Origin of the sequence: Streptomyces sp. NPDC060184 (genome assembly GCF_042728795.1) — a bacterium.
Lineage (GTDB): Bacteria > Actinomycetota > Actinomycetes > Streptomycetales > Streptomycetaceae > Streptomyces.
On the sequence record NZ_JBHWYX010000028.1, the window covers coordinates 89848 to 104967 of the forward strand.

Annotated in this window: 9 protein-coding genes; 3 read left to right on the forward strand and 6 right to left on the reverse strand. The window is 73.2% G+C overall.

Annotated features, from left to right (window positions below; genetic code table 11):
- Positions 1-50: 50 nt before the first annotated feature.
- Genes ACFWEE_RS19880 through ACFWEE_RS19905 form a run of 6 tightly spaced genes read right to left on the reverse strand, consistent with a single transcriptional unit; the run spans position 51 to position 7082 of the window.
- Positions 51-1262 carry a CaiB/BaiF CoA transferase family protein gene (locus tag ACFWEE_RS19880; protein WP_386890728.1) on the reverse strand — a complete coding sequence of 404 codons (1212 nt, stop codon included), beginning with the start codon at positions 1260-1262 and terminating at the stop codon, positions 51-53.
- Positions 1259-2143 carry a ribokinase gene (rbsK, locus tag ACFWEE_RS19885; protein WP_386890729.1) on the reverse strand — a complete coding sequence of 295 codons (885 nt, stop codon included), beginning with the start codon at positions 2141-2143 and terminating at the stop codon, positions 1259-1261. Before rbsK ends, ACFWEE_RS19880 begins: the two co-directional genes overlap by 4 nt.
- The gene (locus tag ACFWEE_RS19890) at positions 2140-3543 is read right to left on the reverse strand and encodes an ADP-ribosylglycohydrolase family protein (protein ID WP_386890730.1); all 1404 of its coding nucleotides are present in this window, start codon (positions 3541-3543) and stop codon (positions 2140-2142) included. The genes rbsK and ACFWEE_RS19890 overlap by 4 nt, the downstream gene beginning before the upstream one ends.
- Complete coding sequence (locus ACFWEE_RS19895; RefSeq protein ID WP_386890731.1) at positions 3540-4724, reverse strand: ADP-ribosylglycohydrolase family protein; 1185 nt, start codon at positions 4722-4724, stop codon at positions 3540-3542. Before ACFWEE_RS19895 ends, ACFWEE_RS19890 begins: the two co-directional genes overlap by 4 nt.
- Positions 4669-5913, reverse strand: coding sequence for an ADP-ribosylglycohydrolase family protein (locus ACFWEE_RS19900; RefSeq protein WP_386890732.1), 1245 nt, complete (start codon positions 5911-5913; stop codon positions 4669-4671). The genes ACFWEE_RS19895 and ACFWEE_RS19900 overlap by 56 nt, the downstream gene beginning before the upstream one ends.
- Complete coding sequence (locus ACFWEE_RS19905; protein WP_386890734.1) at positions 5910-7082, reverse strand: ADP-ribosylglycohydrolase family protein; 1173 nt, start codon at positions 7080-7082, stop codon at positions 5910-5912. Before ACFWEE_RS19905 ends, ACFWEE_RS19900 begins: the two co-directional genes overlap by 4 nt.
- 430 nt (positions 7083-7512) lie before the next feature.
- Between ACFWEE_RS19905 and ACFWEE_RS19910 the strand changes: the two genes are divergently transcribed.
- The 3 genes from ACFWEE_RS19910 (at position 7513) to ACFWEE_RS19920 (ending at position 14932) form a co-directional block, all read left to right on the forward strand.
- Positions 7513-8247 carry a VIT1/CCC1 transporter family protein gene (locus tag ACFWEE_RS19910; RefSeq protein ID WP_386890735.1) on the forward strand — a complete coding sequence of 245 codons (735 nt, stop codon included), beginning with the start codon at positions 7513-7515 and terminating at the stop codon, positions 8245-8247.
- A 672-nt stretch (positions 8248-8919) separates the two neighbouring features.
- Positions 8920-13479 carry a glutamate synthase large subunit gene (gltB, locus tag ACFWEE_RS19915; RefSeq protein WP_386890737.1) on the forward strand — a complete coding sequence of 1520 codons (4560 nt, stop codon included), beginning with the start codon at positions 8920-8922 and terminating at the stop codon, positions 13477-13479.
- The gene (locus ACFWEE_RS19920) at positions 13472-14932 is read left to right on the forward strand and encodes a glutamate synthase subunit beta (RefSeq protein ID WP_386890739.1); all 1461 of its coding nucleotides are present in this window, start codon (positions 13472-13474) and stop codon (positions 14930-14932) included. The genes gltB and ACFWEE_RS19920 overlap by 8 nt, the downstream gene beginning before the upstream one ends.
- Positions 14933-15120 lie beyond the last annotated feature (188 nt).

A 15120-nucleotide genomic window follows, 5' to 3' on the forward strand; every position in this document is an offset into this window, starting at 1 on the left:
GTCACCCGGCGCGACGGACACCGTGGGGCGCGGGCGTGCCTCGGCCGACGTCACAGCGCCCCCTCGGAACGGAGCGCCGCGATCCGCTCGCCGGAGAGGCCGAGCTCGGTCAGGATCTCCTCGGTGTCGGCCCCGTGCGGGCGGCCCGCCCACCGGATGCCGCCCGGGGTCTCGGAGAGCCGGAAGAGGACGTTCTGCATCCGCAGCGGCCCCAGCTCCGGGTCGTCCACCTCGGTCACGCTGTCCAGCGCCCGGTACTGCGGGTCCTCCATCACGTCCCGCACGTCGTAGATGGGGGCGATGGCCGCCTCCGCCTTCTCGAACTCGGCGAGCGCGTCGTCCCGGGTGTGCCGGGCGATCCACGACCCGACCGCCCCGTCGAGCTCGTCCGCGTGCTCCGCCCGGGTCGCGCCCGAGGCGAACCACGGCTCGTCGATCAGCTCGGGCCGCCCGACCAGCCGCATCACCCGCTCGGCGATCGACTGCGCCGAGGTGGAGACCGCGACCCACTGGCCGTCCGACGTGCGGTAGGTGTTGCGCGGGGCGTTGTTCCGCGAGCGGTTGCCGGTGCGCTGCTGGACGTGGCCGAGCTGGTCGAACCAGAGCGGCTGCGGGCCCAGCACCGTCAGGATCGGCTCGATGATCGCCATGTCGACCACCTGCCCCCGCCCGGTGCGGTCGCGCCCGGCGAGCGCCGCCATCACGGCGTACGCGGTGGCGAGCGCCGCGATCGAGTCGGCGAGGCCGAACGGCGGCAGCGTCGGCGGCCCCTCCGGCTCACCGGTGATCGACGCGAAACCGCTCATCGCCTCGGCGAGCGTCCCGAAGCCCGGCCGGTGCGAGTACGGGCCGAACTGCCCGAAGGCCGTCACCCGGGTCAGCACCAGCCGCGGGTTGACCGCCTCCAGCTCCTCCCAGCCGAGACCCCAGCGCTCCAGGGTCCCGGGCCGGAAGTTCTCGATGATCACATCGGTCTCCGCGGCCAGCCGCAGCAGCACCTCGCGCCCGCCGGGGCTGGACAGGTCCAGGGTGAGGTTGCGCTTGTTGCGGCCCAGCAGCTTCCACCAGAGGCCGACCCCGTCCTTCGCGGGGCCGTGGCCGCGCGAAGGATCGGGTTTGCGTGGATGTTCCACCTTGATCACCTCGGCGCCGAAGTCACCGAGCATGGTCGCCGCGAGCGGACCGGCGAACAGGGTGGCGAGGTCCAGGACCCGCAGGCCCGACAGAGGAGTGTGCGTGGGGGTGGTCCCGGATTCGGTCATGAGGCATCGATCTCGCTTCGATAGGGCATGGACGTGGACGCGCCGGGCTTCTGGACGCAGAGGGCGGCGGCCGAGGACGCCCAGGCGACCGCCTCGGCGACCGGCCGCCCCTCACCGAGGGCCACGGCCAGCGTCCCGACGAAGGTGTCGCCCGCGCCGGTCGTGTCGACCGTGGTCACCTCAAGGGCGGGGAAGCGCACCGGCTCGGCGCCCCGGGCCGCGTACAGACAGCCCTTCGAGCCGAGGGTGACGACGACCTCCGGCACCCTGCGGAGCAGCACCCGCGCGGCGGCCTCCGGGTCCTCGTGGCCGGAGAGCTGCGCCGCCTCGTGCTCGTTGGGGACCAGCAGGTCGACGTGGTCCAGGAGTTCGTCCGGCAGCGGCTGGACGGGGGCCGGGGTGAGGATGGTGCGCACGCCCCGGGCCCGCGCGGCCCGCGCCCCCTCGGCCACCGCGGAGAGCGGCAGCTCCAGCTGGAGCAGCAGCAGATCGGCCGAGGCGACCGCCTCCCGCTCGGCGGGGCCGAGCGCGGTGACCGTACCGTTCGCGCCGGGCACCACCACGATCGCGTTGGCGCCGGAGTCGTCGACGACGATGTGCGCCGTGCCGCTCGCGCCCCGGGCCGTCCGCACGAGACGGGTGTCGATCCCCGCGCTCCCCAGGCCGCCCCGCAACTGCGAGCCGTACGCGTCGGCGCCGACCGCGCCGACCATCGTGACCTCCCCGCCCGCCCGCGCGGCGGCGACCGCCTGGTTGGCTCCCTTGCCGCCGGGCACCGTGCGGAACTCCTTCCCGGCGACGGTCTCGCCGAGCGCGGGCGCCCGTGCGACATAGGCGACGAGATCCATGTTGATGCTGCCGAGCACCGCGATACGGGTCATGGGCGCAGAGCCTCCTGGTAGGTCTGTTCGGCGAGGGTGTCGAACCCGATGCCGTCGAATCCCGGCACCGAGGTGGCGAGCCGGTTCTTCAGCGGGGCGGTCCAGCGGTCCGGCAGGGCGCCCGGAACGCCTGCCAGCAGCCCGGCGAGCGACCCGGCGGTCGCGCCGTTCGAGTCGGTGTCCCAGCCGCCCATCACGGCGTTGCCGACCGAGCGGGTGAAGTCGCCGTCGGCGTGGGTGAGGGCGGCGGCCAGCAGCGCCGCGTTGGGCAGCACGTGCACCCAGTGGTGCGTGGCGGCGTAGACCTCGTGCAGCCGGTCGACGACGGCGTCGAAGCCGCCCGCCGTCCCCGCGGCGCCTGCCGTCCCGGCGGCCTTCGCCGCCTCGGCCGTCCCGATGCCGAGCCGCACCGCGCGCGCGTACCGGGACCCGGGCGGCACCACCCGCAGCCCGGCGGCCAGGCAGCCGTGCACGTCGTTCGCCCCACCGGCCGCCTCCGCCAGCGCCGCCGCCGTGAACATCGCCCCGTACACGCCGTTCGCGGTGTGGGTGAGGACCGCGTCCCGGTGCGCCTGCTCCGCCGCCGCGCCCGGATCGCCGGGACAGGTCCAGCCGTGCACGTCGGCACGGATCTGCGCTCCGATCCACTCCCGGAACGGGTTGCGGTACCTGGCCGTGCCGGGCGGCTCCACCCCGTCCAGCAGATTGCGGTACGCGATCCGCTCGGCGGTGAACACCCGGCCCGCCGGCAACTCGTCCAGCCAGAGCCGGGCGAGGTCGTCCGTGGTGAAGCCGCGCCCGTGGCGCCGGAGCAACAGCACCGTCAGCAGAGGGAAGTTGAGGTCGTCGTCCTCCGGCATCCCGTCGATGTTCTCCGCCAGCGAGGTCGGCCCCGAGCGGCGGTTCCAGGGATACGCGGCGAGCAGCCCGGCGGGCACGCCCCGGGCGGTGAACCAGTCGGACAGCGGCCAGTTGCCGGTGGCCCGGGCGAGCGCGCGGATGCCCTCCAGCGGAAGCTTCTCCACCGGCTTGCCGAGCAGGCAGCCGGCAGCCCGGCCCAGCCATGCGGCGTGCAGCCGGCCCCGGTCCGGGGCGGGCCGGGCCGCCGGCGAGGTGGGCCACCGGGGGCAGAGCGCCCGGATCTCCGCCAGGTCCGTCGGCTCCTGGTCCGCCAACGGACTGTCCAAGACGCCGAGTTCGTCGAGCAGTCGTTCGGCGAGCGCACGCAGCCGGGGCGGTGCGGGCGGCTCGGAGGCCCCGGCCCGCTCCGGTGCGGGCGGCCCCCCGGCCGCGTACCACCGCGCCGCGATCTCCGAGGCGTCGCGGCCGTCCTGCCCGGCCTGGCGCAGTTCGTGCCCGATCAGGTCCTCGGGCTGGACCCAGGTCAGCCGGACGTTCACCGCTCACCCGCCAGTGCCACGAAGGCCGCCTCGTGGGCGCGGCGGCGGGCGGTGTCGGCGGCGAACACCTCGCGGGCCACCGCCGTCAGGGTGCGCGCCGGGGCCTGCAGGTCGAGCCGGCTCGCCGCGGCGACCGTCTTCGCCCACTCCTCGGGCACCGCCGCCTCCCCGTACAGCGCGCCGACGATCGCCCCGCTCATGGTGGCGATCGAATCGCAGTCCCGCCCGTAGTTCACCGAACCCAGCACCGTGCGGCGGTAGTCGCCGCCGCCGGCCAGCAGCATGCCCAGGGCGACGGGCAGTTCCTCGATCGCGTGCAGCCGGGACGGCCGCCGCGCGCCCAGCGAAGGGGAGCGGTAGTCCGGGCCGACCGTGTCGAAGGGGGCCACCGCCTCCCGCAGCGGCACCAGCGCCGACTCGGGGTCGCCGTGCCGGGCCGCCTCCTCGCACACCGCCTCGATCGCCGCGCGGGTACCGTCCTTGGCGAGCGCCAGGCACGCCTCCACCACGGAGACCGGCGTGGCCCCCGGCGTGCACGCCGCGGCGACCGCCGCCGCGAACACCCCGGCCGCCTCCCGGCCGTAACTGGACTGGTGCGGCGCCGCGACCTCCAGCGCCTCCGCGTAAGCCGCCTCCGGATGCGCCGCGTTGACCAGCCCGACCGGCGCCATGTACATCGCCGCACCGCAGTTGACGATGTTTCCGCTGCCCGCCTCGCGCGGGTCGACGTGCCCGTAGTGCACCCGCGCCACGAGCCACTTCTCCGCGAGGAAGATCCGCTGGAGCGGCAGCGCCTCCGCCTCCAGCTCCGGAATCCAGCGCGGGGTGGAGATCAGGTCCGGGACCAGGTGCGTGGCGACGGAGTACGCGTCCAGGTGGTCGCGGACCTTGTCGTAGACCCGCACCAGCGCGTGGGTCATCAAGGTGTCGTCGGTGACGTGCCCATCGCCCTTGTGGTACGGGGCGATCGGGCGGGCGGTGCGCCAGTCGTCGCCGTACCAGGGGCCGACGATGCCGTGCACCCGTCCGCCGTGCCGCTCCGCGATCTGCTCGGAGGTCCAGCCTTCGACCGGACCCCCGAGCGCGTCGCCGACGGCGGCGCCGACGAGGGCACCGCTCACTCGTTCATCGAGGGAAAGCGTGTCCGATACGGGGTGTTGAGTACTCACTGCGTGCATCATGGCTGAATTGTCCACCCGGGGCGGCCTGTTCCGTGGCTGCGAGCAGCCCGGCGAGTTCGATCAGATCCATGCCCGCGAGCCGGGGCAGCGCGCATCCGGCGAGGGTGCGGCACGCCTCCCGCCACCCGGACGGTACGGTCCGGATGCCGCCGAGCGTCCCGGTCAGCGCCCCGGCGAGCGCGGGCGCCGAATCCGCGACCCGGGAGAGGCACGCGGCGGCCGGGACCGCCTGGGCGATCTGGCCCCGCGCCGCGGTGGTCAGCGCCAGCGCCACCGGCACCGTCTCGGCCGCCGCGATCCCGTAGCTGTAGACGTGGTCGACGATTTGGTGCTCCAGCACCGGGACGAGCGAGAACGCCCCGGCGGGCTCGTCCGCGAACTCCCGTGCCAGGCGCACCGCGTGCACCGCGTTGCGTGCGATCTCGGTGCCCTCGGGCAACTGCGCGAGCGCCGCGTCCACCACCGCTCTCACGTCAGCCCCGGCGAGCGCCTCGGCGATCGCGGCGGCTACGGCCCGCGCCCCGTGCACCCCGTCGCCGTCCTGCGTGTAGCGGGCGTCGAACTCGGCGAGCGCCGCCGCGGCGGCCGGATCGCCCGGGTGCACCACCGCGAGCACCGCGGCCCGCACGCAGGCGGCGTCGTCGAAGTAGTGCGGGTTGTCGTGCCCGGTGGCCGGCGGTCGCAGCCCCGCGGCGAGGTTGCCGAGCCCGGCGCGCACCGAGATCCGGGCGCGCAGCGGCAGCACCGCGGCCTCCACCTCCGGCGCCCGCTCACTGGCCGCCGCGACCTTGGCGGCCAGCGCGTTCCAGGCGCGGTCCACCGCGTCGCGCATCCGGCGGGATGGGGCGAGCCCGTACGCCTCGTCGGCCGCCGCGGCGAGCACCGTACCGGCGGCGAACGCGGCCCACTCGGCGTCGTCCGACGGGCCCAGCCGCAGCGGCTCGGGCGGCTGGTTCAGCGCGATCGGCACCGGCAGCGTGGTCGTCGCGTTCTGCTCGGCGAAGGTGTCCAGCTCCCGGGTGAGCCGCCGGGTCCACTCCGGCATCCGGGCCGCGCGGTGCCGGGCGGCGGGCCAGCCGGCCGCGTCCCCGGCGGCGAGCCCCAGCAGCAGGCCCTCGATCCGCGCCCGCCGGGTCGGCTCCCGGCGCTCCGCCCCCGGGCGCGCGGCCTCCGTACCGGCGGCGGTCATCGCAGCGCCCCTTCCGCGTGCAGCAGGGCGACCGGCACGGGTTCGCCGTCCCGGTCCCGGCCGGGCGCCTCCGGGTCCGGGGCCTCCCGGTCCGCCCACTCCCGCTCCGCCCGCTCCGGGCCGTCGGCCCCACGGTCCGTGCCCGGCGGGGGAGCGGCCACCTGCCCCGCCTCCTCCGGCGCGCCCGCGGGATCGCCCGCCGTCAGCAGATCCGCCACGTCCAGCACGTGGTAGCCCCGCATCGAGGGCAGACAACTGCCGCGCACCGGACCGATCGCGGAGGCCCACTCCGCGGGGATCGCCGCCGTCCCCTGCCAGGCCCCGGCCAGCGCGCCTGCCACCGCCGCCGTGGTGTCCGCGTCCCGCCCCATGTTGACCGCCATCAGCACCGCCGCCCGGAAATCGCCCCGCGCGGCCGTGAAGGCGCCGAACGCCAGCCCCACCGCCTCCGGCGCCAGGTCCGTCCACGGGTAGCCGCCGATCACCACCGCCGACCGCACCGCGCGCTCGGCCGTCAGCCGGTCCGGGTAACCGCGCTGCGCCGCGGTCACCGCCCGGCGCAGGGACCGCGCGGTCCACGAGTCCATCGGCACCACCGACAGGGCCGCCGCGATCACCGAGGCGGGGCCCGCCCCGACCATCGCCGCCGCCACCCCGGCCGCGACCGCCTGACCGCCGTAGATCCCCTCGCCGTCGTGGCTGACCTGCCCGTCGACCGCCACCAGCCGGGCCGCCTCGGCGGGCCGCCCGGCCGCGAACACCCCGAAGGGCGCCGCGCGCATCGCCAGCCCGTCGCTCCACGCGTGCCGGTGCTGCGCGGAGATCGGCGCGGCCAGTCCCCGGCGCAGGTTCTCCAGCGTGCCGCGCTCGCTGAACCCGGCGCCCCGGAAGGGCCCTTCGTCCAGATCGGCGATCCAGTGGTGCCAGGCCCGGTCCACGTCGGCGACGGTGAGGGCCGAACCGTGGCGGGCCAGCAGCAGCCCGGAGAAGATCGCGTACTCGGTGTCGTCCGTGCCGGCCGGGTCCTCGCTGACGAAACCCTCGATCCGGCCCCAGCGGGCGCGGATCTCCGACGGTCGCAGATTCTCCGCCGGGGCACCCAGCGCGTCCCCGACGGCCAGCCCGAGCAATGCGCCCCGGGCCCGGTCCTTGCCCGTGATCGGTTCCATCGGTCGACCCTTCGTCCGTACACGATTTCCCTCTGTCCGATCTGTGCCACGCCCGACGGGCGGGAAGGCTGACAACCGGAATAAAAGGGCCATGCGGATGAAGCTAGACGAAACGAAGCGCGGTGCTGGACGGAGGAACGGGAAAACCAGGCGGGGACGGGGATCCGCCTTCCGAAGCTCTACCCGAAAGGATGACGGTCGCCGCCGATGGGACAGCCGGACGGGTGAACGGGGACGGACCCGCCCGAAAGGGTGCCGGCCGGACCCCGCGCAGGCTCTCCAAGGAAGGTGAGCCATGCCTGTCCTGCCTGGTCAGAGCGGTGGTAAGTACGGCCTGCCTTGCTGGCGGGCGCCGATTCTCGTGCGTACTTTCGACGGTGTCGGGCGGCGGCGGAGGGGCTGCGGAGCCGTCGGCGGATTGGGGAGCACTGTGTCCATCATCGAGACCGACGCCGTACTGCACGAGGCGCACCGCGACAACCACACCCACCGGGACGTCAACGGCGGCTGGCTGCGCCCCGCCGTGTTCGGCGCCATGGACGGCCTGGTCTCGAACCTCGCGCTGATGACCGGGGTCGCGGGCGGCGACGTCTCGCACCGCACCATCGTCATCACCGGGCTGGCCGGTCTCGCCGCGGGGGCCTTCTCCATGGCGGCCGGCGAGTACACCTCGGTCGCCTCGCAGCGGGAGCTGGTGGAGGCCGAACTCGACGTCGAACGACGTGAGTTGCGCAAGCACCCGTACGACGAGATGCGTGAGCTGGCGGACCTCTACGTCTCCCGGGGCGTCGAACCGCAGCTGGCCGCGGAGGTCGCCCGCCAGCTCTCCGCGGACCCCGAGCAGGCCCTGGAGATACACGCCCGCGAAGAGCTCGGCATCGACCCCGGCGACCTGCCCTCGCCGCTCCTCGCCGCCGGTTCCTCGTTCCTGGCGTTCGCGCTCGGCGCCCTGCTGCCGCTGCTGCCGTTCCTGCTCGGCGCCTCCGCGCTCTGGCCCGCCGTCCTGCTCGCGCTGCTCGGCCTCTTCGGGTGCGGCGCGGTGGTGGCCCGGGTGACGGCGCGCAGCTGGTGGTTCAGTGGGCTGCGGCAGCTGGCCCTCGGCGGCGCCGCCGCCGCGCTCACCTACGGCCTCGGCGGGCTCTTCGGGGTGGCGGTCGGCGGCTGACCCGCCGGTCCGCCGGTCCGCCGGTCCGCCGGGCGGCCGTCCCGCGGGTGGCCGTCCCGCGTGCGGCCGTCCCACGTGCGGCCGTCCCGCGGGTGGCCGTCCCGCGTGCGGCCGGGATTCGCCCGCGGGGCGCAGTCGGGTGGCGGGGTGCCCCCGGCCGACGGGGCGCGGCCCGACGGCGCGGCCCGACGGTGTGGCCACGAGGTGCCGCCGGCCGGCGTACGGAGGGCGGGTGCGAGGGCGTGTGCGGAGGGCGTCGGATCGTTCACCCGTGCCGCCCATCCATACAACTCCCTGGAAAGCAACCCGCAACACCCCGGAAATGCGTGTGACGTACGTCCCGGTTTCCGCCCCTGGGCGGATGTGGCCCACGCAACGTAAAATGAGAGCCTATGCGCGACTCCACATAAGTAATCGTTACTTCCTGGTTTCGAACGCATGGCTGCCGGGCATGAGCCTCAGACACCGCAGGCAACGGCGCCTGCTCTCTGCGGCTCCCCGGGCGTTGATCTCTCCGACTGCGACCCCATCCTCCGCGATGCAACGTCCGCATGTTGGAACGGGCCTTCCGCTTACCGAGAAGCGCCCCATCATGTAACCTGCACGAAATTTCGCAGAGGGCCAACGTCGTCCCTCGGCCATGCATATGCCACGACGACGACGGGAGAGCCGATGCGCATCCACGCCTGGTCGCCCATGGACGGTCGCCCCGCCCAGCAGGGGATGTACGACCCCCGTAACGAACACGACGCCTGCGGTGTCGGGTTCGTCGCCACCCTGACCGGTGTGGCCAGCCACGCGCTGGTCGAGCAGGCGCTGACCGTACTGCGCAACCTCGAACACCGCGGCGCCACCGGCTCCGAGCCCGACTCGGGCGACGGCGCCGGAATCCTCCTCCAGGTCCCGGACGCCTTCCTCCGCGAAGAGACCGGCTTCGACCTCCCGGAAGCCGGCGCGTACGCCGTCGGCATCGCCTTCCTCCCCGCCGACGGCTCCGCCGACGCCGTCGCGGAGATCGAGAAGATCGCCGGCGAAGAGGGCCTCACCGTCCTCGGCTGGCGCGAGGTCCCCGTCGCCCCGGCCCTCCTCGGCAACGGCGCCCGCGCCACCATGCCCGAGTTCCGCCAGATCTTCGTCGCCGACGGCACCAGCACCGGCATCGCCCTCGACCGCAAGGCCTTCGTCCTGCGCAAGCGTGCCGAGCGGGAGGCCGGTGTCTACTTCCCGTCGCTCTCCGCCCGCACCCTCGTCTACAAGGGCATGCTCACCACCGGGCAGCTGGAGCCGTTCTTCCCCGACCTGTCCGACCGCCGGTTCGCCACCGCCGTCGCGCTCGTCCACTCCCGCTTCTCCACCAACACCTTCCCCAGCTGGCCGCTGGCCCACCCGTACCGCTTCGTCGCGCACAACGGCGAGATCAACACGGTCAAGGGCAACCGCAACTGGATGAAGGCCCGCGAGTCGCAGCTCGCCTCCGGACTCTTCGGTGAGGCCGCGCTCGACCGCATCTTCCCCGTCTGCACCCCGGACGCCTCCGACTCGGCCTCCTTCGACGAGGTCTTGGAGCTCCTCCACCTCGGCGGACGCTCGCTGCCGCACTCGGTGCTGATGATGGTCCCCGAGGCGTGGGAGAACCACGACTCCATGGACCCGGCCCGCCGCGCGTTCTACCAGTACCACTCCACGATGATGGAGCCCTGGGACGGACCCGCCTGCGTCACCTTCACCGACGGCACCCAGGTCGGCGCGGTCCTCGACCGCAACGGCCTGCGCCCCGGCCGCTACTGGGTCACCGACGAGGGCCTCGTCGTCCTCTCCTCCGAGGTCGGCGTCCTCGACATCGACCCCGCCAAGGTCGTCCGCAAGGGCCGCCTCCAGCCCGGCAAGATGTTCCTCGTCGACACCGCCGAGCACCGCATCATCGAGGACGACGAGATCAAGGCCGGCCTCGCGGGCGAGCAGCCCTACGAGGAGTGGCTGGAGACCGGCGAGATCGAACTCGGCGACCTCCCCGAGCGCGAGCACATCGTGCACACCCACGCCTCGGTCACCCGCCGCCAGCAGACCTTCGGCTACACCGAGGAAGAACTCCGCGTCATCCTCGCCCCGATGGCCCGCACCGCCGGCGAGCCGCTCGGCTCCATGGGCACCGACTCGCCGATCGCCGCGCTCTCCGCCCGGCCCCGGCTGCTCTTCGACTACTTCACCCAGCTCTTCGCCCAGGTCACCAACCCGCCGCTGGACGCCATCCGCGAGGAGCTCGTCACCTCGCTGCGCTCCTCGCTCGGCCCCCAGGGCAACATCCTGGAGCCGACCGCCGCGACGTGCCGCAGCGTCACGCTGCCCTTCCCGGTGATCGACAACGACGAGCTCGCCAAGCTGATACACATCAACGCCGACGGCGACATGCCGGGCATGAAGGCCGCCACCCTGGCCGGCCTCTACCGCGTCAGCGGCGGCGGCGACGCCCTCGCCGCCCGCATCGAGGCCATCTGTACCGAGGTCGACACCGCCATCGAGGACGGCGCCCGCCTCATCGTCCTCTCCGACCGGCACTCCGACGCCGAGCACGCGCCGATCCCGTCGCTGCTGCTCACCTCCGCCGTCCACCACCACCTCATCCGCACCAAGCAGCGCACCCAGGTGGGCCTGCTGGTCGAGGCCGGTGACGTCCGCGAGGTCCACCACGTCGCCCTGCTGATCGGCTACGGCGCCGCCGCCGTCAACCCGTACCTCGCCATGGAGTCCGTCGAGGACCTCGTCCGCGCCGGTACGTTCATCGAGGGCATCGAGCCCGAGCAGGCCATCCGCAACCTGATCTACGCCCTCGGCAAGGGCGTCCTCAAGGTCATGTCGAAGATGGGCATCTCCACCGTCGCCTCCTACCGCGGCGCCCAGGTCTTCGAGGCCGTCGGCCTCGACGAGTCCTTCGTCGCGACGTACTTCAACGGCACCGCCACCAAGATCGGCGGCGCCGGCCTCGACGTCGTCGCCAAGGAGGTCGCCGCCCGGCACACCAAGGCGTACCCCGCCTCCGGCATCGCGGCCTCGCACCGCGCGCTGGAGATCGGCGGCGAGTACCAGTGGCGCCGCGAAGGCGAACCGCACCTGTTCGACCCGGAGACGGTCTTCCGCCTCCAGCACGCCACCCGCAACCGCCGGTACGACATCTTCAAGAAGTACACGGACCGGGTGAACGAGCAGTCCGAGCGGCTGATGACGCTCCGCGGCCTGTTCGGCTTCAAGTCCGACCGCGCCCCGATCTCCGTCGACGAGGTCGAGTCCGCCGCCGAGATCGTCAAGCGGTTCTCCACCGGCGCCATGTCCTACGGCTCGATCTCCCGCGAGGCGCACGAGACGCTCGCCATCGCGATGAACCAGCTCGGCGCCAAGTCCAACACCGGCGAGGGCGGTGAGGACGCCGACCGCCTGTACGACCCGGCGCGCCGCTCGTCCATCAAGCAGGTCGCCTCCGGCCGCTTCGGTGTCACCAGCGAGTACCTCGTCAACGCCGACGACATCCAGATCAAGATGGCGCAGGGCGCCAAGCCCGGCGAGGGCGGCCAGCTGCCCGGCCACAAGGTCTACCCCTGGGTCGCCAAGACCCGGCACTCCACCCCGGGCGTCGGCCTCATCTCGCCGCCGCCGCACCACGACATCTACTCCATCGAGGACCTGGCTCAGCTGATCCACGACCTCAAGAACGCCAACCCGGCGGCCCGCATCCACGTGAAGCTGGTCTCCGAGGTCGGCGTCGGCACGGTCGCGGCCGGTGTGTCCAAGGCCCACGCGGACGTCGTCCTGATCTCCGGCCACGACGGCGGAACGGGCGCCTCCCCGCTCACCTCCCTCAAGCACGCGGGCGGCCCCTGGGAGCTCGGCCTCGCCGAGACCCAGCAGACCCTGCTCCTCAACGGCCTGCGCGACCGCATCGTCGTGCAGACCGACGGCCAGCTCAAGACCGGCCGCGACGTCGTCATCGCCGCACTGCTGGGCGCCGAGGAGTTCGGTTTCGCGACCGCCCCGCTCGTCGTCTCCGGCTGCGTCATGATGCGCGTCTGCCACCTCGACACCTGCCCGGTCGGCATCGCCACGCAGAACCCCGTCCTGCGCGAGCGTTTCTCCGGCAAGGCCGAGTACGTCGTGAACTTCTTCCAGTTCATCGCCGAGGAGGTCCGCGAGATCCTCGCCGAGCTGGGCTTCCGCACGATCGAAGAGGCGGTCGGCCACGCCGAACTCCTCGACACCGACCGGGCGGTCACGCACTGGAAGGCCCAGGGCCTCGACCTGGCGCCGCTGTTCCACGTGCCCGAGCTCCCCGAGGGCGCGGTCCGCCACCGGATCGTCGAGCAGGACCACGGTCTCGCCAAGGCGCTCGACAACGAGCTGATCAAGCTCGCCGCCGACGCGCTCGGCGCCGACAGCGCGGAAGCCGCCCAGCCGGTCCGCGCCCAGGTCGCCATCCGCAACGTCAACCGCACCGTCGGTACGATGCTCGGCCACGAGGTCACGAAGAAGTTCGGCGGTGCGGGCCTGCCCGAGAACACCGTCGACATCACCTTCACCGGCTCGGCCGGCCAGTCCTTCGGCGCCTTCCTCCCGGCCGGAGTCACCCTCCGCCTGGAGGGCGACGCCAACGACTACGTCGGCAAGGGCCTCTCCGGTGGCCGTATCGTCATCCGCCCGGACCGCGGCGCCGACCACCTCGCCGAGTACTCCACCATCGCGGGCAACACCATCGGCTACGGCGCCACCGGCGGCGAGCTGTTCCTGCGGGGCCGTACCGGCGAACGCTTCTGCGTCCGCAACTCCGGTGCCACCGTCGTCTCCGAAGGCGTGGGCGACCACGGCTGCGAGTACATGACCGGCGGCCACGCCGTCGTCCTCGGCGAGACCGGCCGCAACTTCGCCGCCGGCATGTCCGGCGGGATCGCGTACGTCATCGACCTGGACCGCGACAACGTCAACTCGGGTAACCTCGGCGCGGTCGAGGAACTCACCGAGGCCGACGCCCAGTGGCTGCACGACGTCGTGCGCCGCCACCAGGAGGAGACCGGCTCGACCGTCGCCGAGAAGCTCCTCGCCGAGTGGGCCACCGCCGTGACCCGCTTCAGCAAGATCATCCCGTCCACCTACAAGGCAGTGCTCGCCGCCAAGGACGCCGCTGAGCTCGCCGGTCTCTCCGAGCAGGAGACCACCGAGAAGATGATGGAGGCGGCGACCAATGGCTGACCCCAAGGGCTTCCTGACCACCGGGCGCGAGGTCGCGCAGACCCGCCCCGTGGGTGAGCGCGTCAAGGACTGGAACGAGGTCTACGTTCCGGGCTCCCTGCTCCCCATCATCAGCAAGCAGGCCGGCCGCTGCATGGACTGCGGCATCCCGTTCTGCCACAACGGCTGCCCGCTCGGAAACCTCATCCCCGAGTGGAACGACTACGCCTACCGCGAGGACTGGACCGCCGCGTCCGAGCGCCTGCACGCCACGAACAACTTCCCGGAGTTCACCGGGCGGCTGTGCCCGGCTCCCTGCGAGTCGGCGTGCGTGCTCGGCATCAACCAGCCGGCCGTCACCATCAAGAACGTCGAAGTCTCCATCATCGACAAGGCCTGGGACAGCGGCGACGTCACCCCGCAGCCGCCCGAGCGCCTCTCCGGCAAGACCGTCGCCGTCATCGGCTCCGGCCCCGCCGGACTGGCCGCCGCCCAGCAGCTGACCCGGGCCGGCCACACCGTGGTCGTGTACGAGCGCGCCGACCGCATCGGCGGCCTGCTGCGCTACGGCATCCCCGAGTTCAAGATGGAGAAGTCGCACATCAACCGCCGCATCGAGCAGATGCGCGCGGAGGGCACCAAGTTCCGCACCGAGGTGGAGATCGGCGCCGACATGCCGGCCGACGCGCTCCGCCGCCGCTACGACGCGGTCGTCGTCGCGGCCGGTGCCACGGTCTCCCGCGACCTCCCGGTCCCGGGCCGTGAGCTGAACGGCGTCCACTTCGCCATGGAGTACCTCCCGCTCGCCAACAAGGTGCAGGAGGGCGACCTGACGGTCTCCCCGATCAGCGCCGAGGGCAAGCACGTGGTGGTCATCGGCGGTGGCGACACCGGAGCCGACTGCGTGGGCACCGCCCACCGTCAGGGCGCGCTCTCCGTCACCCAGCTGGAGATCATGCCGCGGCCCGGCGAGGACCGGAACGCCAACCAGCCCTGGCCGACCTTCCCCATGCTCTACAAGGTCACCTCCGCGCACGAGGAGGGCGGCGAGCGGCTCTACTCCGTCTCCACCACCCACTTCGAGGGCGACGAGGACGGCAACGTCCAGTCCCTGCACCTCATCGAGGTGGAGTTCAAGGACGGCAAGCTGGAGCAGAAGGCCGGCACCGAGCGCGTCATCCCGGCCCAGCTCGTCACCCTCGCCATGGGCTTCACCGGCACCGACCAGGCCAACGGCCTCGTCGAGCAGTTCGGCCTCGGCCTCGACGAGCGCGGCAACATCGCCCGCGACGCCGACTACGCCACCAACGTCGAAGGCGTCTTCGTCGCCGGTGACGCCGGCCGCGGCCAGTCGCTCATCGTGTGGGCCATCGCCGAGGGCCGCTCCGCGGCACGCGGTGTGGACCGCTTCCTGACCGGGACCAGCGCCCTGCCGGCCCCGATCCGCCCGACGGACCGCTCCCTGATGGTCTGACCCCCGATCGCCGGAGCCGGCCGTGACTCGACGGCCGGTCCCGGAGCAGACGTCCCGTACAACGGCGTACGGAACTGAACGCGGCGCCTGCCTCGTCCCCGACCGGACTTGGGTGGGCGCCGTGGCGCGTCCGGGGGCGGGCCACCGGAACACGTCGATGCCCGGCACGGACGCGTCCGTGCCGGGCC